Source organism: Streptomyces sp. NPDC030809 (genome assembly GCF_055572195.1).
In genome coordinates, this window is the sequence record NZ_JBVIDV010000001.1 from 353,078 (window position 1) to 372,311 (window position 19,234).

The window sequence follows — 19,234 nt, forward strand, 5'->3', positions numbered from 1 at the left end:
ACGGCAGGAAACCCCAGCCCAGCAGAAGAGCTTTGATCCAGGGCTCTCCGCCCCTAAAGTTGGCAAAAAACATGGGGGGTGGGGGGGGGGGGCTCCCCCCCCCCCCCCCCCGGGCCACAGCATCAGCGCAGGTCAGGCGATTAGCCCTTGCGCGCCTTGATCTCGTCGGTCAGCTGCGGGACGACCTGGAACAGGTCGCCGACCACGCCGTAGTCGACCAGGTCGAAGATCGGGGCCTCGGAGTCCTTGTTGATGGCCACGATGGTCTTCGAGGTCTGCATGCCGGCGCGGTGCTGGATCGCGCCGGAGATGCCGGAGGCGATGTACAGCTGCGGCGAGACCGACTTGCCGGTCTGGCCGACCTGGTTGGTGTGCGGGTACCAGCCGGCGTCGACGGCGGCGCGCGAGGCGCCGACGGCCGCACCGAGGGAGTCGGCGAGCGCCTCGATGATCGCGAAGTTCTCGGCGCCGTTGACGCCGCGGCCGCCGGAGACCACGATCGCGGCCTCGGTCAGCTCCGGGCGGCCGGTGGACTCGCGCGGGGTGCGGGAGACGACCTTGGTGCCGGTGGCCAGCGCACCGAAGGTGACGGACAGCGCCTCGACGGCGCCGGCCGCCGGGGCGGCCTCGACCGGAGCCGAGTTCGGCTTGACGGTGATGACCGGGGTGCCCTTGGAGACACGGGACTTGGTGGTGAAGGAGGCGGCGAACGCGGACTGCGTCGCGACCGGGCCCTCGTCACCGGCCTCCAGGTCCACGGCGTCGGTGATGATGCCGGAGCCGATGCGGACCGCGAGGCGGGCCGCGATCTCCTTGCCCTCGGCGGAGGACGGGACCAGGACGGCGGCGGGCGAGACCGCGTCGTACGCGGCCTGCAGCGCGTCCACCTTCGGCACGACGAGGTAGTCGGCGAACTCGGGGGCGTCGGCCGTGAGGACCTTGACCGCACCGTGCTCGGCGAGGGTGGCGGCGGTGTCGGCCGCACCGGCGCCGAGGGCGACGGCCACGGGCTCGCCGATGCGGCGGGCGAGCGTCAGCAGCTCGAGGGTGGGCTTGCGGACGGCGCCGTCCACGTGGTCGACGTAGACGAGAACTTCAGCCATTGCTACTCCTGGGCGAATACCCCGAACTGCATCCGGGGAAAGGCATGTTGACTGCCAGGCTCGGCCTGAGCCTGCGGGCTCCGGGCGGGGCTTGTCCGCCACGGCCGGTTCACCGGCCATGTGGGAAGCCCCTTCGGGCGGAGTCACGGGACTGCTCTCCTGCGAGCAACCCCAGGGGCGCGGGTCGCGTTGCAACCGACCCGCGCCGCTTCCCTTAGATGAACTTCTGGCCGGCCAGGAACTCGGCCAGCTGCTTGCCACCCTCGCCCTCGTCCTTGACGATCGTGCCGGCGGTGCGGGCCGGACGCTGCGCGGCGGAGTCGACCGCGGTCCAGGCGCCCTCCAGGCCGACCTCCTCGGCCTCGACCTCGAGGTCCGACAGGTCCCAGGACTCGACCGGCTTCTTCTTGGCGGCCATGATGCCCTTGAAGGACGGGTAGCGGGCCTCGCCGGACTGGTCGGTCACGGAGACGAGGGCCGGCAGGGAGGCCTCCAGCTGCTCGCTCGCGGAGTCGCCGTCGCGGCGGCCCGTGACGGTGCCGTCCTCGACCTTGACCTCGGAGAGCAGGGTGACCTGCGGGACGCCCAGGCGCTCGGCCAGGATCGCCGGCAGCACGCCCATGGTGCCGTCGGTCGAGGCCATGCCGGTGACGACCAGGTCGAAGCCGGCCTTCTCGATCGCCTTGGCGAGCACCAGCGAGGTGCCCATGACGTCGGTGCCGTGCAGGTCGTCGTCCTCGACGTGGATGGCCTTGTCGGCACCCATGGAGAGGGCCTTGCGCAGCGCGTCGCGGGCGTCCTCCGGACCGACGGTCAGGACGGTGACCTCGGCCTCGTCCGCCTCTTCGGCGATCTGCAGCGCCTGCTCGACGGCGTACTCGTCGAGCTCCGACAGCAGGCCGTCGACGTCGTCCCGGTCGACGGTCAGGTCATCGGCGAAGTGCCGGTCGCCGGTGGCGTCGGGCACGTACTTCACACAGACAACGATCCTCAAGCTCACGCCGGCTCTCCTACTGCATCGTCTTTTCTGGCTGCTGCCCTGTGCAGGCAGCATAGGCGCCTTACTGGGCGGATCCCGGTCGGGGCGGCCCGCGCTCCGATCGAAATGTTACTCGTCAGTACACCGTGGGTCTCACCAGGAAGCAAGTTCGGTGAACTGTGACCTTCCCAACGCCCGGGCGGGACCGGAAAGTGCCCGCCAGCAGGCACTACTCAGTCGCGCAGGGCGTTGAACCGGCCCTGGTGGTACAGCAGCGGCCGACCCGGGCCCGCGACCGGACCCGACGGGTCCCCCGCGACCACCTCGGCCAGCACCAGCCGGTGCGCACCGGCGGGCACCCGGGCGACCACCTTGCACACCAGCCAGGCCAGTACGCCGTCCAGCAGCGGCACCCCTTCGGGGCCGGTGCGCCAGTCGGTGTCCGGGCCGAACCGGTCGGCACCGCTGCGGGCGAACAGCCCGGCCAGCTGCTCCTGGTGCTCGCCGAGTATGTGGACGCCGATGTGCCCGGACTCGGCGATGACCGGCCAGCTGGACGAGCCGGTGCCCATGGAGAACGAGAGCAGCGGGGGCTCGGCGGCCACGGAGCTGACCGAGGTGGCGGTGAAGCCCACGGGCCGGCCCTCGTGCGCGGCGGTGATCACCGCGACGCCGGCGGCGTGCTGCCGGAAGACGGAGCGCAGCAGCTCGGGCGAGCCCTGCAGGGGTGCGGCGGGAAGTGCGGCCGAGGCCGTCATGGCGAGGTCCTTCGGGGTCGGGTGCGTGTGAGGGGAGTTCAGGAACCTTGACAACACGCACTCGCGTAGCGGACGAGATCGACATGGACCCGTCCGTAAAGAAGGAGTTCAGACCGCATGCGGTCAGCCTGTCGATGACTGGCGTGTGCAGTCAAGCGACTACGGCGAGATGCGAGCGGGGTCACGGCGGCGGCGGAAGCGCAGGCCGGGGCTCGCATGCACGGACGAACCGGGGCCGGCGGTGCGGCGGGTCAGACCGCCGCACCCAGGGCCGCGATCACGTCGGCCTTGCGCGGCATGCCCGCGGCGCGCCGGACGATCCGGCCCGCCGCGTCGAGGACGAGGACGGTCGGGGTCTTCTCGATGCCCAGGTCCCGCACCAGCTCCAGGCGGGCTTCGGCATCCACCTCGATGTGCGCGACCCCCGGCACGAGCGCGGCGACCTCGGCCAGGATCCGGCGGGTGGCCCGGCAGGGCTGGCAGAAGGCGCTGGAGAACTGGACGAGGCTCGCCCGCTCCCCCGGCTCCGCGCCCAGTTCCGCGGCTCCCAGCCGCCTTCCCCCGTCCTGCCCGTGCACCCGCGCCCCGCCCCGTCTCGTCGTCCGTACCGGTGTTCCCGTACGCAGTTGCGAGCGCGCCGGGGGTCCGGGGAATTCCCCGGCGTGACGAGAATCTCTCCCGGCACGGTCCTCTGAACTGGCCAGGCGGGCCGCCATGGGGCACGATCCCCTTGCCACGTACCTACGATGGCGTAACTTCCCGCCGGGAGCACCTCCCCAGGCAGAACGCCTACCCAGGCAGAAAGAAGGGGTCTCCCCGCATGGCAGAGCTCGTCTACCCCCCGGTCATCGGTGCCGCGCACGCGCTGTTCCGCGCGCTCGACATCCGTATCGACATGAAGGGCACCGAGCACATCCCGCGCCAGGGCGGGGCCGTGCTGGTCTCGAACCACATCGGGTACCTCGACTTCATCTTCACCGGCCTGACCGCCCGCCCCTCGAAGCGGCTGGTGCGGTTCATGGCCAAGGAGTCGGTGTTCCGGCACAAGGTGTCCGGGCCGCTGATGCGCGCGATGAAGCACATCCCGGTGGACCGCAAGCAGGGGGAGGCGGCGTACCAGGAGGCGCTGCGCGCGCTGCGGGCCGGTGAGATCATCGGTGTCTTCCCGGAGGCGACGATCTCGCAGTCGTTCACGCTGAAGAGCTTCAAGTCCGGTGCGGCCCGCATGGCCCAGGAGGCCGGCGTGCCGCTGATCCCGGTGGCGCTGTGGGGCACCCAGCGGCTGTGGACCAAGGGCCGCCCCAAGGACCTGCGGCGCAGCCACATCCCCGTGACCATGCGGGTCGGCGAGCCCATCGAGGCGCCCACCGACCAGTACGCGGGGGCGATCACGCGCCGTCTGCGGGAGCGGGTGCAGGAGCTGCTGGAGGCCGCCCAGCGGGCCTATCCGGCCAAGCCGAAGGGCACGGAGGACTCCTGGTGGCTGCCGGCCCACCTGGGCGGCACGGCGCCCACCCCGGCCCAGGTCCGCGAGGCGGGCTGAGCCGGGCGCCGTCAGAGGGAGGCCGGCAGGGCCTCCCAGAGGGCGGCACGGTCGGCGGACCGCCGGAGGGCGCCGAGCGCCGCCGGGTGCGGGGCGGCGTACAGGGTCGGGTAGTCGGTCTCGCCGAGCTCCGGGCGGACCGGGAAGGCGAGTTGTTCCGCGTCCAGCCTGAACTGGGCGTCCACACCGGGCTTGTTGCCCCGTGGGTCCTGCCGGGCCCAGCGCTCCTCGCCCGGCAGCAGGACGGCCACCAGGCCGTGGACGACCGGGTTGCTCCCGTCGTCGTCCGCCAGCAGCTGGTAGCAGAAGGCGGTGGGGATGCCCCGGGCCCTCAGGAGGGCGGCGAGGGCATGGGACTTGGCGTAGCAGATCCCGGTGCCCTGCGCGAGGACGTCGGAGGCCCGCCAGGTGACCCGCATGTCCCCGGAGTCGGCGGAGTGCGGGATGGTGTCGCGGACGAACTCGAAGGCCGCCTTGGCGTATGAGGGGGCGTCAGGCGCTCCGGCGGCCAGTGCGGCCGCGGTCTGCCGCACCAGCGGGTGGGTGTGGTCGACGGTCTCGTCCGCCTCCAGATAGGCGGACATGCCGGCATGCTCCTGGATCAGTTCCATGACCCAGGAGCATACCTATGCATGAGGATGCATGCCTATCGAATCAATCGGCCTGCGTCAGCGGGCCATCTCTTCCTTCAGGGCCTGCACGAAGGCGTCCACGTCCTCCGGCTGGGTGTCGTAGCTGCACATCCAGCGGACATCGCCGGCGGCCTCGTCCCAGAAGTAGAAGCGGAAACGCTTCTGCAGGCGGCGGGTGACCTCGTGCGGCAGCCGCGCGAAGACCGCGTTGGCCTGCACCGGGTAGAGGATCTCCACCCCGTCCACCCCGCGCACGCCCGCTTCCAGCCGGCGCGCCATCTCGTTGCCGTGGCGGGCGTTGCGCAGCCACAGGTCCTTCGCGAGCAGGGCTTCCAGCTGCACCGACAGGAAGCGCATCTTGGACGCCAGCTGCATGGACATCTTGCGGATGTGCTTGACCTGGCGGACCGCGTCCGGGTTCAGCACGACGATGGCCTCGCCGAACAGCATGCCGTTCTTGGTGCCGCCGTAGGACAGCACGTCCACGCCGACCGCGTTGGTGAACGTCCGCATCGGGACGTCCAGCGAGGCCGCCGCGTTGGCGATCCGCGCCCCGTCGAGGTGGACCTTCATGCCGAGCGCGTGGGCGTGCTCGCAGATGGCCCGGATCTCGTCCGGGGTGTAGACGGTGCCCAGCTCGGTGTTCTGGGTGATCGAGACGACCTGGGGCATGGCCCGGTGCTCGTCGTCGAAGCCCCAGGCCTCCTGGTCGATCAGCTCGGGGGTGAGCTTGCCGTCCGGGGTGGGGACGGCGAGCAGCTTGATGCCCGCCATCCGCTCCGGAGCGCCGCCCTCGTCCACATTGATGTGGGCGGTCTTGGCGCAGATCACCGCACCCCAGCGGTCGGTCATCGCCTGCAGGGCGGTGACGTTCGCACCCGTGCCGTTGAAGACCGGGAAGGCCTCCGCGTACGGGCCGAAGTGACTGCGTATGACCCGCTGGAGGTTCTCGGTGTACTCGTCCTCGCCGTAGGAGACCTGGTGGCCTTCGTTGGCGAGGGTGATCGCCGCGAGGATCTCAGGGTGGACGCCCGCGTAGTTGTCGCTGGCGAATCCGCGCACCGCCGGGTCATGGTGGCGGCGCGCGTCGGTCCTCAGGGTTGCGGGGTGAGCCACAGACGCTGTCCGTTCACTTCCGAGGCGGGCCGTTCCCAGACTGCGGCGATGGCCTCGGCCAGCTCCTTGACGTCGGTAAAGCCCGCGAACTTCGCATTCGGGCGCTCGGCGCGCATCGCGTCGTGCACCAGTGCCATGATGACCAGGATCGCAGCTGCCGCCTGCGGGCCGTCCTCGCCCCCGGCCTTGCGGAAGGAGTCGGCCAGCGCGAGGGTCCAGGCCTCGGCCGCGGCCTTGCCCGCGTTGTAGGCGGCGTTGTTCGCGACCGGCTTGTGCGCGCCGACCTGGCTGACCAGGACGTAGCGGCCCTTGTCGCTGCGCAGCAGGCCGTCGTGGAAGGCCAGCGAGGTGTGCTGGACGGTGCGGATGAGGAGCTTCTCCAGGAAGTCCCAGTCCGCGAGGTCGGTCTCGGTGAAGGAGGCGCTGCCGCGCCAGCCGCCCACGAGGTGGACGAGCCCGTCGATGCGGCCGAACTCCTTCTCGGTCCGCGCCGCCCACTCCTTGGTGGCGTCGAGGTCGAGCAGGTCCACGGTGTCGCCGATGACGGTGGCGCCGCCGTGTGCGTAGCGGGCCGCGTCCACGGACTCGGCCAGGCGCGTGGCGTCCGCGTCGGAGGCCACCACGATGGCGCCGGCCTCGGCGAGCCGCAGTACGGCCGCCTTGCCCGCGGGGCCGCCGGCCCCGGCCACCGCGACGACCGCTCCGCTGAGCGTGCCGCCGTTCCCGTTCCCGGAACCGTTCATTGCTGCTGCCTCCTGTGCGCGCTCGGTCACGCGGCGCCCTGCCCGGCGTTCTCGGCGGTGATGCCCTTGGTCGAGGCGATCACGCCCTTCAGCTTCTTGGCGAGGGCCTCGAAGAACATGCTGAGCGGAAACTCGTCGTCCAGCACGTCGTCGACCAGCTTGCGCGGCGGCTGGGTCAGGTCGAGGGCATCGGGGCCCTTGGCCCACTTGGAGCCCGGGTGCGGCGCGAGGTAGGTGGAGACCAGCTCGTAGGCCTTGAACCAGTGGACGAGCTTCGGGCGGTCGATGCCGGCCCGGTACAGGTCCTCGATCTCGCCGCACAGCTGGTTGGTGACCTGCGGGGCGCGGACCCAGTCGATCTTCAGCTTGTTGTCGGTCCAGCGCACCACGTCGTGCTTGTGCAGGTACGCGAAGAGCAGCTGGCCGCCGAGGCCGTCGTAGTTGCGGTTGCGGTCGCCGGAGACCGGGAAGCGGAACATCCGGTCGAACAGGACGGCGTACTGCACGTCGCGGCCGTGCTCGTTGCCCTCGGCCTCGAGCTTCACGGCCTCCTTGAAGGCGGTGAGGTCGCAGCGCAGCTCCTCCAGGCCGTACATCCAGAACGGCTGGCGCTGCTTGATCATGAACGGGTCGAACGGCAGGTCGCCGTGGCTGTGCGTGCGGTCGTGGACCATGTCCCACAGCACGAACGCCTTCTCGCAGCGCTCCTGGTCCTCGACCATCCGGGCGATGTCCTCGGGCAGGTCGATGCCGAGCACGTCGACGGCGGCCGCGGTCACCTTGCGGTAGCGGGCGGCCTCGCGGTCGCAGAAGATGCCGCCCCAGGTGAAGCGCTCGGGGGCCTCGCGCACGGCGATGGTCTCCGGGAAGAGCACGGCGGAGTGGGTGTCGTAACCCGGGGTGAAGTCCTCGAAGGTGATGCCTAGGAACAGCGGGTTGTCGTAGCGGGTGCGCTCCAGCTCGGAGAGCCACTCGGGCCAGACCATCTTGAGGGCGACGGCCTCGAGGTTGCGGTCCGGGTTGCCGTTCTGCGTGTACATCGGGAAGACCACGAGGTGCTGCAGGCCGTCGGCGCGGTGCGCGGCCGGCTGGAAGGCGAGCAGGGAGTCCAGGAAGTCCGGGACCTCGAAGCCGCCCGCGGCCCACTTGCGCAGGTCGCCCACGAGGGCCTGGTGGTAGGCGGTGGCGTGCGGGAGCAGCGGGGAGAGCTCCTCGACGGCCGCGATGACGCGCTCCACCGCGGCCTCGGCGGCGGCACGGGCGGGGGCGCCCTCCGCCTCGAAGTCGATCGAGCCGTCCTTGGACTGCCAAGGGCGGATCTCTTCCACGGCGGCCTTGAGCACGGGCCACGCCGGGTGCTCGACCACCCGGGATCCGGCGGCTATGGCGCTGCCGCCCGCACCCTGCACAAGAGTTTCCGTCATGTCACTTCCTCCACAGGAGAACCTCACGTAAAGACAGCGTATGCATGCAAGGACCTCCTGCTCAAGAGGGCATTCGGGAAATTATCCGGCGGCGCCCCCTGATCCACGGGAATTCTTCCCGTCATTCACCGTGGCGGCAACGAGTTCCCCGACGGCGGCCAGCGCCCGCCGCGCTTGCGGGAGTTGGTCGGCCAGGGCCAGGAATCCGTGGAACATCCCGGGGTGCAGGTCCACCGTCACGGGGGCGCCCCGGGCCCTGCGCAGCCGGGCGAAAGCGTGTCCGTCGTCACACAGCGGATCGCAGCCGGCCAGCACCAGATGGGCCGGCGGGAGGGCGGCCAGGGCCTCCGGGCCGGCCTCCAGGGGTGCGGCCAACGGGTCCCGGCGGTCCTCGTCCGGGCCGAGGTACTGCTCCCAGAACCAGCGGACGTGGGCGGTCGTCAGGTAGTAGCCGTGCGCGTTGCGCCGGTGGGACTCCGCGTCGGCCGCCGGTGAGAGCAGGGGGTAGAGGAGCACCTGGAGGGCGGCGCGCGGCCCGCCGCAGCGGGCGGCGAGCAACTGGGCGGCCACGGCCAGGTTGGCCCCGGCGCTGTCCCCGGCGAGGACCAGGGCCCCGGGGGCCCCGCCCAGCTCCGGGAGGTGCGCGCCGGCCCAGCGGAGGGCGGCGTGGGCGTCCAGGGCGGCCGCGGGGAAGCGGTGCTCGGGGGCCCGCCGGTAGCCGACCGAGACGAGGACCGCCCCGGCGGCCCGGCACAGCCTGCGGGCGGTGGAGTCGTAGGTGTCCAGGTCGCACAGGACGAAGCCGCCGCCGTGGCAGAAGACGACCGTCGGGCGCGGGCCGGGGTGCCGGGCGGGGTCGGGCCGGTAGATGCGGACGGGCACGGGCGGGGCGCCGGGCGGACCGGGAACGGTCCGGTCGGTCACCGCGCCCACCGCGGGCGGCGGCCCGGCCGGACGGGGTGCGGCGGCGAGGATGCGGCGGGCCTCGGCGGCGCCGGTGACGCGCCCGCCGAGGTCGGGGAAGACCGCGGCGAGGGCGTCGGCGTACGGGCGGGCGGCCGGGTCGAGCCGGTCGGGGGCGGGCACGGCCCGTCCTCAGCGGCCGCGGAAGTGCGGGATGACCTTCCGGCCCCACTGCCGCAGGGTCTCCATGCAGGCCTCCTGGGGGACGGTGCCCATCTGGACCAGGCACATGATCTCGTCGGCGCCCGCGTCCGCCAGCCGCTGCGCGTACGCGATGGCGTCGTCGGCGGTGCCGTAGGCGTGGTCGGCGTGGAAGGTGGCGGTGGCGGTGGGGCGGACGGGGATGTCCTGCTCGTTCAGCCGGGCCACCACCTGCTCGGCGGCCCGGCGCAGCTCGGCGGCCTCGTCGGCCCCCTCGACCACCGCCTCGTCGGGGATCCCTGCGCCGCCGTACCAGTGGCCGATGGACTGGGCGAAGAAGCGCTGGCCGCGGATCCCGATGCGCCGCGCCCGCTCCCGGTCGTCGAGCACGAGGGTCGGGCACAGCACGGCGAAGTGGTCGTTGACGGCGGTGGAGACGAACCGGCTGCCGTCCCGGGCGGCGACGGCCGCGTCGTAGACCGCCCGCATCCCGGCGATCGACTCGGGTCCCGCGAAGCCCATGACCAGGGCGCCGATGCCGCGCTCGGCGGCCTGCACCAGGGTCTCGGTCCGGGAGCAGGCCTGGAAGAGCGGGGGGTGCGGGCGCTGGACGGGGCGGGGCAGGATGGGGTGCGGGCCGATGTCGAGCAGTTCGCCGTGGTGCTCCAGCTCCTCCTGCTGCCAGGCCCTCCCGATGATCCGCAGTGCCTCCTCGACCTCGGCGGCGGTCCGGTCGGGGTCCACCCCGCACAGCGAGGTCTCCTGGCGGGTGCCGCCGCGCCCGGCGCCGAGGTCGAGCCGGCCGCCGGAGAGCAGGTCGAGCATGGCCGCGCGTTCGGCCACCCGGACCGGGTGGTTGAAGCGGAAGGGCATGCAGACCACTCCGTGGCCGAGGCGGATGGTCCGGGTCCGGGCGGCGATGAAGCTCAAGAAGACCTCCGGGGCGCTCAGGTGGGAGTACCACTTGAGGGCGTGGTGTTCCACGGCCCAGATCCGGTCGAAGCCCATCTCCTCGGCGAACACGGCCTGTTCGACGCAGTCGTGGAAGAGCCGGTGCTCGCGTGCGGGGGTGGGGTCGGCGAGTTGCGCCTCGAAGATCACGGAGAATTTCACGATGCCTCCAGGGGATTGCGTCGCGCGTCCGGTCTTATGCCGATTCGACATATGACTAGTAGTCATATGTCGAGGAAGCAAGAGAAGGGGACGGAGGATCTGCCGCGCACGCCGCCGCCCGCCCGGCCACCGCCGGGTTCCGCGTCAAGACGCCGGGGACTCGCCCACGCCCGGGTGAGCCGTCCGCGGGGGTCCGGGGCGCACAGGGCAGGCGGGAGACGGCCCACGGGCCCCGTACGGGCCCTGCACGCACGCTTCCATTCCATGACGGGAGCACTAGGCTCCGCCTTGCCGCGTGGCCGGTCAGGGCCGGCACGCGGGAGCCGCCGTCGACGGAAGCGAGAGAACCTTGACTTTCCTCACCATCGGTCACCGCGGGGTCATGGGCGTGGAGCCCGAGAACACACTGCGGTCCTTCGTCCGCGCGGAACGCTCCGGCATGGACGTCGTCGAGTTCGACCTCCAGCTCAGCAAGGACGGCGCCCTCGTCGTGATGCACGACGCGGAGGTGGACCGCACCACCGACGGTTCGGGCGCCGTCGCCGACCTCACCCTCGCGGAGCTGCGGGAACTCGATGCCGGTCAGGGCGAGCGGATCCCGGTCTTCGAGGAGGTGCTCGACGCGGTGCGGGCCCCGCTCCAGGCGGACGTCAAGGACGTGGCCGTGGCCCGCGCCCTGGCCGAGGTGATGCTGAGCCGGGACCTGACCTCACGGGTGGAGGTGTCCTCGTTCCACGACGCCGCGCTCGCGGAGGTCGCCCGCCTCGTGCCGGGGGTACGGACCACCCTGACGGCGGCCCACTACGGCGAGGACGTGGTGGACCGCGCACTGGCGGCGGGGGCGGAGACCCTCGCGCTCAACCTGCGGCGGCTGACCCTGGAGACGGTCGAGTCGGCGCACACCGCCGGCCTGCGGGTGATCGGCTGGGTGGTCAACACCCAGGAGCACCTGCGGCTGGTCCGCGCGCTGGAGCTGGACGGCGCGACCACGGACCTCCCGGAGATCCGGCGGACGGGCCGCTTCACCGCCTGACCCGGGCACGGGCGCGTACGGGTCCGGCCGGCGCCGGCCGGACCCCGCCCCTGCGTCAGGCCAGGTCCTTGACCAGCAGGACGAACGCCAGGTCCTCGCGCAGCGGCACGCCGAAGCGCTCGTCGCCGTACGGGAAGGGGCTGGTCTCCCCCGTCAGCCGGTAGCCGCGGCGCTCGTACCAGGCGATCAGCTCGGCGCGCACGTTCACCACGGTCATGCGCATCTGCGCCACGTCCCACAGCTCGCGCACCCGGCGCTCGGCCTCGGCGATGATCACCTTGCCGAGGCCCTCGCCCTGCAGCACCGGGCGGACCGCGAACATCCCGAAGTACGCGTGGTCGCCCCGGTGCTGGAGCTGGCAGCAGGCCACGATCTCGTCCTTGCGCTCCACCACCATCAGGGTGCTGTCGGGGCTCTCGATCACCTCGCGCACGCCCCGCTCGTCGGTGCGCTGCCCGTCGAGGTAGTCCGCCTCGGTGGTCCATCCCGCACGGCTCGCGTCCCCGCGGTACGCCGACTCCACGAGGCCCACCAGCTCCGGCACGTCGGCCAGGGCTGCGGCCCGGAAGGTGAGGCCGTCCTGCGTACGGGTCTCCATGAACGCGGTCTCCGTTCCGATCGGTGGTGCTCGGGTGCACGGAGAGCCTAACCCGGCGGCCGCGCGGGCATCTTTCCTCCCGAGACACCTCGAAGGGGGAGGCCAGCCGTGCACGGTCCCGCGGTCCCCGCCTGGCTGCTCGTGTTCCTGTGCGCGGTGAGCGGCTCCTCCTGCCTGCTGCGCCTGCGGGCCGGCCCCTCGCCGGACCGCACCGCGGCGGCCGGCGAGGCGCTGATGGCCTTCGGGATGGCGGCCATGGCCCTGCCGGCGGCGGCCGGGGGCGGCGCCGGGCGGGCCCGGCTGCTGGGCGCGGTCTTCGGCGCGGCGGCGCTGCACGCGCTGTGGCACGGGGGCCGGGCGCTGCGCGCCGCACGGCCGGGCTCCGGGCACCTCGCCCACCACCTGGTCGGTTCCCTGGCGATGCTGTACATGGCCCTGGTGATGACCGGCGGGCACGGGGCGGCCGGGGTGCCGCTGCTGACCGGGCTGCTGCTCCTCTACTACGCGGGGTACGTGCTGCTGGCGGGGGTGCGGCTGGTGCCCGCGGCGGCGGGGCACGGTACGGGCGGCTCTCCCGGGACCGCCGGCCCGCCCGGTGGTGCGGGGCGCTGGGCCGCGGGCCCCTCCGGCGCCGAGCTGGTGCGGGCCTGCCGGCTCGCCATGGGCATGGGCATGTTCGCGATGCTGCTGGCGGTGTGAAACGTGTCCTCGGTCACTTGCCGTCCGCGGCCGTACCGCCACGCAGGGTGCGCTCATAGGCTGGCGCCATGATGGTCCCCGCCGCACTGCTGCTGCTCGGCGTCCTGACCGCTCTCGGGGCGCCCCGCCTGCTCGCCCGGGCCCAATGGCCGGACCGTGAACCGGTCGTGGCCCTGTGGGTCTGGCAATGCGTGGTGGGTGCCGTGCTGTTGTGCTTCGCCCTCTCCATGCTGCTCAGCGCGGCGGCGGCCTGGCAGGCGGTCCGCGGGCCGCTGTTCGCGACGGCCCCGCACGGGGTGGTGGAGGCGTACGGGCCGGCCCCGGGCGGCCCCTGGGCGGCGGGCACCGCGCTGGCCCTGGCCGCGGGCGGCCTGTGGACCGGGGCGATGCTGGCCGGCGAGGTGCTGCGGGCCCGGGTCCGCACCCGGCGGCGGCGGGCGGAACTGATGGTGCAGGCCCCGCTGCTGCCCGGGGAGGACCCGGCGGGCCAGCGGCTGGTCGTGCTGGAGGCCCCGCGGGCGGGCGCGTGGTGGCTTTCGGGCCCGGCGCCGCAGCTGGTGGTCACCACGGCCGCGCTGCGCCGCCTGAAGGGGCACCAGCTGGACGCCGTACTCGCGCACGAGCAGGGGCACGCGGCGGCCCGCCACGACTGGCTGCTGCACTGCTCGGGGGCGCTGGCCTCGGGGTTCCCGCAGCTGCCGGTGTTCGAGGCGTTCCGCGACGAGGTGCACCGGCTGGTGGAGCTGGCGGCCGACGACGCCGCCTCCCGGCGGTACGGGCGGCTGACGATCGCCCTGGCCCTGGTCGAACTGAACGAGGACCGCGGGGTGTTCGGCCCGTGCGGGCATCCGCAGAACCATGTGCCCCAGCGGGTGCGGCGGCTGCTGTCGGCGCCGGGCCGGCTGTCCCCCGTGCGCCGGCTGCGCCTGACCGCGGCGGCCGCCCTGGTCCCGGCCGTACCGCTGCTGGTCGCCTTCGTGCCGGGGCTGACCGCGCTGGCCTGACGGGTCCGTGCGCAGCGGCCGCGGGGTGTGCCAGGATCCCGGGCATGCGCCCTTCCGCCGCCCCGCCCTGGTGGACCGCTTCCGTGTGCGCCCTCGCGGCGGCCGTGCTGACGCTGCTGGTCGCGGTGGGCTGGTCGCCGCTCCTGTCCCTCGACGGCGGGGTCGCGCGGGCCCTGCACCGGGACGCGGTGGCCCACCCGGGGACCGTGCGCCTCAACCGGGTGCTGAGCGACTGGGTCTGGGACCCGTGGACGATGCGCGCGCTCGCCCTGCTGATGGCCGGCTGGCTCCTCGTACGGGGTGCCCGCCGGGCCGCGGCCGCCGTGGTGGTGGCGGCCTCGCTGTCCACGGCGGTGCAGCAGGGGCTCAAGATGCTGCTGGGGCGGGAGCGCCCGCAGTGGCCCGACCCGGTGGACTCGGCGCAGTACGCGGCCTATCCCTCGGGGCATGCGATGACCGCGGCGGTGGTGTGCGCGCTGGTGCTGTGGGGGCTGCCGCAGGGCGGCCTGCGGCGGCCGGGGCCGGTCGCCTGGGCGGTGGCCGCCGTCTCGGTGCTGGGGGTCGGCTGGACCCGGCTCTACCTGGGGGTGCACTGGCTGTCGGACGTGGCCGGCGGCTGGCTGCTGGGCCTCGCCCTTGCGGCCGGCGCCGCGGCCTGGTGCACGCGTCCGGGACGGGCGGTTCCGCCCGGGCCCGCGGCCGGGCGGGAGGACTAGGTCCTGTCTTCCGGGTGGAAGCAGCGGGCGCGGCCTGCGGCCGGGCGCGTCGGTGCCGTGCTGGGCGATCCCCCGCGTCGCCCAGCACGGCGACCGGCTTCCGGCGCGGACCGCAGGTGCGTGCCCCGCCGCCGGCGTGCGCTGAGTATATTGGCTGGGAGCCAGTCAACGCAGGAGTAAGCATGTCCCCGCGCAGCGCATCGGTCAATGAAGATTTGCGGAGGCGTTCCCGGGAGCGACTGCTCCAGGCCACGGTGGAACTCGTGGCGGAGCGCGGATACGAGGCGACCACCCTCGCGGACATCGCGGACCGGGCGGGCGCGGCCCGCGGGCTGGTCTCGTACTACTTCCCCGGCAAGCGCCAGCTGCTCCAGTCGGCGGTGCACCGGCTGATGCACCGGACCCTGGAGGAGGCGCTGGAACGCGAGCCGCGGACCGCGGACGGCGCGGAGCGGCTGGCGCGGGCGGTCGACGCGGTGCTGGGGCTGGCCGCGGAGCATCCCCTGCTCATGCGCACGCACATGGCGGGCATCCTGTCCGCGGAGGGCTTCGTGCAGTGCCCGGAGCAGCAGCGGCTCGCGGAGCTGCTGCGCGACACGGTGGAGCGGTACGGGGCGGCGGACCCGGACGCCGAGTACCCGCTGCTGCGGGCCCTGCTGATGGGGGCGGTGTTCGCGGTGCTGCTACCGGGGGCGCCGATGCCTGCGGCCCGGCTGCGGGCGGAGCTGTTCCAGCGCTACGGGCTGGACTGGGAGCTGGGTGACCCGCCGGACGCGGAGGCGCCCGGCGGGCCGGTGCCGCGGGGACCGGAGGGTCAGCGGTAGTCGGGCTGGGTCTGGGCGTTGAGGCGGTCCAGCCGCACGTGGCGGGCGCTGTCGGTGCGCGGGTCGTCGATCTTCAGGACGTCGAAGCCCTTGGCGATGTCGTTCGAGTAGATGTAGCCGTTGTAGTAGTACGCGGACCAGGAGCCGCCGAGGGTGAGCGTGTCGGTGCTGAGGGGGCCGCGCTCGAAGTAGCCGATCTCGTGCGCGCGGGCCGGGTCGGTGAAGTCCCAGACCGAGACCCCGCCCTGGTACCAGGCCTGGACCATGATGTCGCGGCCGCCGCCGACGGGGATGAGCGAGCCGTTGTGGGCGACGCAGTTCTCGGTGTCCGCCTGGTGCCGGTCGATCTTGTAGTAGTTGCGGAAGACCAGCCTGCGGGCGTCTCCGCGGCCGGTGATGCCGTAGATGCCGTCCGCGCCCCGGGTGGCGCCGGTGGCCGCGTTGCAGGTGGCGCTGACGCCCCCGCCGAGCTCGTCGGTGAAGACGACCTTGGCGCCGTCCTCGCTGAAGGTGGCGGAGTGCCAGAACGAGAAGTTCACGTTGTCCTGGACCCGGTCGAGCACCCGGGGCTGTTCGGGCCTGCTGATGTCGAAGATGATGCCGTCGCCCATGCAGGCGCCGGCCGCGAGCTTCCTGGCCGGGAAGACGGTGATGTCGTGGCAGCCGCTGGTCTTGGACACGCCCGGGTTGGTGGGCCCGCCGGGGTTCCCGCCGTCCGGGAAGAGGACGGGGAAGCCGACCACGGCGGCCTTCTCGGGGGCGTGCCGCGGGACCTTCACGACGGAGATGCCGTCGTGCGGCGGCTTGCAGTCGGGGAAGGTGTCGCTGGGGCCGTAGGAGGAGACGTAGACGTAGAGGTCCCGGCCGCCCGGGACCAGGGTGTGGGTGTGGGAGCCGCAGTCGGTCTCGACGGAGGCGACGTACTTCGGGTTGGCCTTGTCGCTGATGTCGAAGACCTTGATGCCCTCCCAGGAGGACTTCTCGGTGGCGGGCTGGGACACGCTGCTGCAGGAGTTGTCGCTGCGCGAGGAGTCGGTGGACAGGATCAGCAGGTTTCCGGAGACGGAGATGTCGTTCTGGCCGCCGGGGCAGAGCACCTCGCTGACGACCTTGGGCGCCCTGGGACGGCTGATGTCCCAGATGACGAAGCCGTCGTAGTTGCCGGCGTAGGCGTACCGGCCCTGGAAGGCCAGGTCGGTGTTGAACCCCTTGAGGGCGCCCTTGGGCATGGACGCCACGTGCTCGATGTTGGCGCTGTGCACGATCTCGTCCTGGCCGGGTACGTCACCGGCGGCGACGGCGGCCCGGGCCGCTGCGGCGGCCTCCGCGCTCGCCTTGCGGGCCGCCGGGGCGTCTCCGGGGTCGGGGGTGGCGGCCGCGGGGCCGGCGGCGAGGAGCGTCGCGAGCAGGCCGGCCGCGGCTGCGGCCACCGCCCCCCGCCTGCGCCGCACCGGGGTGCTGTGCAACGAAGTCACTGTGCCCTCCCTTGGATCCGCTCCTGGTGGGAACGGGAGACTGAGCATCACCCCCGGCAGTATGGTCCTGGCCATGTCCATGGCAACAGTGCCCGTCGGCCGTTGCCGGGCGTACGGACAGCGGAACACCGAGTCCCGGAGGAGGACGTGGTGCCGATCCATCTGATCCACCGTCATCTTGGGCGCACCCTGGCGGCCGCCCTGCTGGCCCTGGCCCTCGCGGGCTGCGAGGACGGCGGGGACCGGGCTGCGGGACCGGAACCGGCCGGCGGCTCCAGGGTCATCGCCCCCGGCAGACCCGGGGAGCCGGCCCGCACCCTCACCCCGGAGCAGGCCGCGCGCGAGCTGCCGGACGACTCCCCCAACGCCGCCGACTTCCGGTACGTACGGCGGATGACCGAGCACCACCGGCAGGCCCTGGCCATGACCGCGCTCGCCCCGTCGCGGGCCGGCTCGAAGCAGGTCGAGCGGCTGGCCGAGCGGATCGCCGCCGCGCAGCAGCCGGAGATCGCCGCGATGGAGGCCTGGCTCTCCGCGCACCCGGGCGCGCCCGGGGCGGACGCCGGCCACGACCACGCCGCCATGCCCGGGATGGCCACCCCCGAGCAGCTCGGCCGGCTGCGGGCGGCCCGGGGGCGGGAGTTCGACCGGCAGTTCCTGGCCCTCATGATCGCGCACCACCAGGGGGCGGTCACGATGGCCGGGCAGGCCCTGTCCGGTGGGAACAACGTGGCGGTGGAGGAGATGGCGACGGATGTGCTCGCCCAGCAGAGCGCCGAGATCAGCCGTATGCGCGCCATGGGCTGACGCGCCGCCGGGGCCGGTGGCATGCTGAAAGGCACCCTGCGGAAGGAGCACCGCCGTGCTTCGTGTCGCCGTCGTCGGTTCGGGCCCGAGCGGGGTCTACACCGCCCAGACCCTCGTCCAGCAGCAGGCGGTGCCGGACGTGCGGGTCGACGTGCTGGACCGGCTGCCGTGCCCGTACGGACTGGTGCGCTACGGGGTGGCCCCCGACCACGAGAAGATCAAGTCGCTCCAGGGGAACCTGCGCACGGTACTGGAGGACGAGCGGATCCGCTTCCTCGGCAACGTCGAGGTGGGCGGCCCGCTGCTGACCCCCCGCCGGCTGCTGGAGCTGTACCACGCGGTGGTGTACTGCGTGGGCGCGGCCCGCGACCGGCGGCTGGGGATCCCCGGCGAGGACCTGGCCGGGGTGCGCTCGGCGACCTCCTTCGTGTCCTGGTACAGCGCCCATCCGGACGCCGCGGGCGACGCCTTCGGGCTGGGCTCGGTCACCTCGGCCGTGGTGATCGGGGCGGGGAACGTCGCCGTGGACGTGACCCGGATCCTGGCGCGCGGGGTGGCCGAGCTCAGCCCGACCGACATGCCGCAGCCCGCCCTCGGGGCACTCGCCGGCAGCGGCGTGCGGGACGTGTTCATGGTGGCCCGCCGCGGCCCCTCGGCCGGCAAGTTCACGACCAAGGAACTGCGCGAACTCGGGGGCCTGCCCGGTGCGGACGTGGCCGTGGACCCCGCCGAACTGGCCCTGGACCCGGGGTACGCGGACCCGGCCGCGGCCCTCCCGGCGGTGAACCGGCGCAACGTGGAGGTGCTGCGCGGCTGGGCGGCGGCCCCGCCGTCCGGGCCCGTACCGCCCGGCGGCCGCCGGATCACCCTGCGGTTCTTCCTGCGCCCGGTGGAGGTGCTCGACGACGGCTCGGGCCGGGCGGCGGGGGTGCGCTTCGAGCGGACCGCGCCGGACGGCCGGGGCGGGGTGACGGGCACCGGCAGGTACGAGGAGCTGCCGGCCCAGCTGGTGCTGCGGTCGGTGGGCTACCAGGGCGTGCCGCTGCCCGGCCTGCCCTTCGACGAGCGCACCTGCACGGTCCCGCACGCGGCGGGCCGGGTGCTGCGCGAGGGGAGCCCGTCCGAGGGCGAGTACGTGGCCGGATGGATCAAGCGGGGCCCCACCGGGGTGATCGGCACGAACCGGCCGTGCGCGAAGGAGACGGGCTGCTCCCTGCTGGCCGACGCGGAGCGGCTGGCCGCCCGCCCCGTGGCCGCGGATCCGGACCGCGCGCTGCGGGAGGCCGGGGTGCAGCCGGTGCCCTGGGCCGGTTGGCTGGGCATCGAGGCCGCGGAGGCGGCCCTCGGGCGCTCCCTCGGCCGCCGCTCGGTCAAGATCCCGGACTGGCCGGGACTGCTGGCGGCCGCGGGGCTGCCGCCGGGTGCGGGAGGCTCCGGCCCCGGCGGGGCCTGAGGGGGCCGCGGGGCCCGGCGGGGCCCGAGGCGCGGGGCCGGGGGCGGAGCGCCGTGAGCGGCCCCGTCCGCCGCGCCCCGGCACGGGGCCGGGTTCGGGTTCGGCACGCG

21 protein-coding genes are annotated in these 19,234 nt (G+C 73.4%); 8 read left to right on the plus strand and 13 right to left on the minus strand.

The features are described 5' to 3' along the window. Positions 1 to 140: 140 nt before the first annotated feature. From ACZ407_RS01505 to ACZ407_RS01525, 5 genes are all read right to left on the minus strand, one after another. Positions 141 to 1,103 (minus strand): electron transfer flavoprotein subunit alpha/FixB family protein, encoded by a 963-nt coding sequence (locus ACZ407_RS01505; RefSeq protein ID WP_468124556.1) that lies wholly within the window; start codon positions 1,101 to 1,103, stop codon positions 141 to 143. A 214-nt stretch (positions 1,104 to 1,317) separates the two neighbouring features. Continuing rightward, on the minus strand, positions 1,318 to 2,103 hold the full coding sequence (locus tag ACZ407_RS01510) for an electron transfer flavoprotein subunit beta/FixA family protein (RefSeq protein ID WP_468124557.1): 786 nt from the start codon (positions 2,101 to 2,103) through the stop codon (positions 1,318 to 1,320). A gap of 212 nt (positions 2,104 to 2,315) precedes the next feature. Then, positions 2,316 to 2,840 carry a flavin reductase family protein gene (locus ACZ407_RS01515; protein WP_468124559.1) on the minus strand — a complete coding sequence of 175 codons (525 nt, stop codon included), beginning with the start codon at positions 2,838 to 2,840 and terminating at the stop codon, positions 2,316 to 2,318. 38 nt (positions 2,841 to 2,878) lie between these two features. Then, the gene (locus ACZ407_RS01520; protein WP_468124560.1) at positions 2,879 to 3,058 is read right to left on the minus strand and encodes a putative leader peptide; all 180 of its coding nucleotides are present in this window, start codon (positions 3,056 to 3,058) and stop codon (positions 2,879 to 2,881) included. A gap of 33 nt (positions 3,059 to 3,091) precedes the next feature. Then, a complete protein-coding gene (locus tag ACZ407_RS01525) occupies positions 3,092 to 3,466 on the minus strand; it encodes a thioredoxin family protein (RefSeq protein ID WP_468124902.1) in 375 nt (124 codons plus the stop codon). A 194-nt stretch (positions 3,467 to 3,660) separates the two neighbouring features. On the opposite strand from ACZ407_RS01525, the gene ACZ407_RS01530 reads away from it, so the two are divergent. Then, the gene (locus ACZ407_RS01530) at positions 3,661 to 4,383 is read left to right on the plus strand and encodes a lysophospholipid acyltransferase family protein (protein WP_468124561.1); all 723 of its coding nucleotides are present in this window, start codon (positions 3,661 to 3,663) and stop codon (positions 4,381 to 4,383) included. Between the two features lie 11 nt (positions 4,384 to 4,394). Here the strand turns inward: ACZ407_RS01530 and ACZ407_RS01535 are convergent, their stop codons facing one another. The 6 genes from ACZ407_RS01535 to ACZ407_RS01560 form a co-directional block, all read right to left on the minus strand. Beyond that, positions 4,395 to 4,994 carry a transglutaminase-like domain-containing protein gene (locus ACZ407_RS01535; protein ID WP_468124562.1) on the minus strand — a complete coding sequence of 200 codons (600 nt, stop codon included), beginning with the start codon at positions 4,992 to 4,994 and terminating at the stop codon, positions 4,395 to 4,397. Positions 4,995 to 5,051: 57 nt separating this feature from the next. Next, positions 5,052 to 6,113, minus strand: coding sequence for a threonine aldolase family protein (locus tag ACZ407_RS01540; RefSeq protein ID WP_468124903.1), 1,062 nt, complete (start codon positions 6,111 to 6,113; stop codon positions 5,052 to 5,054). Beyond that, a complete protein-coding gene (locus ACZ407_RS01545; RefSeq protein WP_468124564.1) occupies positions 6,110 to 6,874 on the minus strand; it encodes an SDR family NAD(P)-dependent oxidoreductase in 765 nt (254 codons plus the stop codon). The genes ACZ407_RS01540 and ACZ407_RS01545 overlap by 4 nt, the downstream gene beginning before the upstream one ends. Positions 6,875 to 6,900: 26 nt before the next feature. Further along, positions 6,901 to 8,298 (minus strand): DUF6421 family protein, encoded by a 1,398-nt coding sequence (locus ACZ407_RS01550; RefSeq protein ID WP_468124566.1) that lies wholly within the window; start codon positions 8,296 to 8,298, stop codon positions 6,901 to 6,903. 81 nt (positions 8,299 to 8,379) lie between these two features. Continuing rightward, entirely contained in the window at positions 8,380 to 9,384 is a 1,005-nt protein-coding gene (locus ACZ407_RS01555; protein ID WP_468124568.1) for an alpha/beta hydrolase, read from the minus strand. Positions 9,385 to 9,393: 9 nt separating this feature from the next. Further along, positions 9,394 to 10,515, minus strand: coding sequence for an LLM class flavin-dependent oxidoreductase (locus tag ACZ407_RS01560; protein WP_468124570.1), 1,122 nt, complete (start codon positions 10,513 to 10,515; stop codon positions 9,394 to 9,396). A gap of 349 nt (positions 10,516 to 10,864) precedes the next feature. Here ACZ407_RS01560 and ACZ407_RS01565 point away from each other — a divergent pair, with 349 nt between their 5' ends. Beyond that, the gene (locus ACZ407_RS01565; protein ID WP_468124572.1) at positions 10,865 to 11,548 is read left to right on the plus strand and encodes a glycerophosphodiester phosphodiesterase; all 684 of its coding nucleotides are present in this window, start codon (positions 10,865 to 10,867) and stop codon (positions 11,546 to 11,548) included. A 55-nt stretch (positions 11,549 to 11,603) separates the two neighbouring features. On the opposite strand, the gene ACZ407_RS01570 is transcribed toward ACZ407_RS01565, so the two are convergent. Beyond that, positions 11,604 to 12,146, minus strand: coding sequence for a GNAT family N-acetyltransferase (locus ACZ407_RS01570; RefSeq protein ID WP_468124574.1), 543 nt, complete (start codon positions 12,144 to 12,146; stop codon positions 11,604 to 11,606). 108 nt (positions 12,147 to 12,254) lie between these two features. On the opposite strand from ACZ407_RS01570, the gene ACZ407_RS01575 reads away from it, so the two are divergent. From ACZ407_RS01575 to ACZ407_RS01590, 4 genes are all read left to right on the plus strand, one after another. Beyond that, the gene (locus tag ACZ407_RS01575; RefSeq protein ID WP_468124576.1) at positions 12,255 to 12,845 is read left to right on the plus strand and encodes a DUF5134 domain-containing protein; all 591 of its coding nucleotides are present in this window, start codon (positions 12,255 to 12,257) and stop codon (positions 12,843 to 12,845) included. A 68-nt stretch (positions 12,846 to 12,913) separates the two neighbouring features. Continuing rightward, positions 12,914 to 13,849 (plus strand): M56 family metallopeptidase, encoded by a 936-nt coding sequence (locus ACZ407_RS01580; protein WP_468124578.1) that lies wholly within the window; start codon positions 12,914 to 12,916, stop codon positions 13,847 to 13,849. A gap of 44 nt (positions 13,850 to 13,893) precedes the next feature. After that, positions 13,894 to 14,565: a phosphatase PAP2 family protein gene (locus ACZ407_RS01585; protein ID WP_468124580.1), complete on the plus strand. Its 672-nt coding sequence runs from the start codon at positions 13,894 to 13,896 to the stop codon at positions 14,563 to 14,565. Between the two features lie 182 nt (positions 14,566 to 14,747). Continuing rightward, positions 14,748 to 15,389 (plus strand): TetR/AcrR family transcriptional regulator, encoded by a 642-nt coding sequence (locus tag ACZ407_RS01590; RefSeq protein WP_468124581.1) that lies wholly within the window; start codon positions 14,748 to 14,750, stop codon positions 15,387 to 15,389. Here the strand turns inward: ACZ407_RS01590 and ACZ407_RS01595 are convergent. Next, positions 15,380 to 16,864: an LVIVD repeat-containing protein gene (locus tag ACZ407_RS01595; protein ID WP_468124583.1), complete on the minus strand. Its 1,485-nt coding sequence runs from the start codon at positions 16,862 to 16,864 to the stop codon at positions 15,380 to 15,382. The genes ACZ407_RS01590 and ACZ407_RS01595 overlap by 10 nt on opposite strands. Positions 16,865 to 17,014: 150 nt before the next feature. On the opposite strand from ACZ407_RS01595, the gene ACZ407_RS01600 reads away from it, so the two are divergent. Both ACZ407_RS01600 and ACZ407_RS01605 read left to right on the plus strand, forming a co-directional pair. Further along, entirely contained in the window at positions 17,015 to 17,671 is a 657-nt protein-coding gene (locus ACZ407_RS01600) for a DUF305 domain-containing protein (protein ID WP_468124584.1), read from the plus strand. A 55-nt stretch (positions 17,672 to 17,726) separates the two neighbouring features. Next, positions 17,727 to 19,124: an FAD-dependent oxidoreductase gene (locus tag ACZ407_RS01605; RefSeq protein ID WP_468124586.1), complete on the plus strand. Its 1,398-nt coding sequence runs from the start codon at positions 17,727 to 17,729 to the stop codon at positions 19,122 to 19,124. Positions 19,125 to 19,234: the final 110 nt, after the last annotated feature.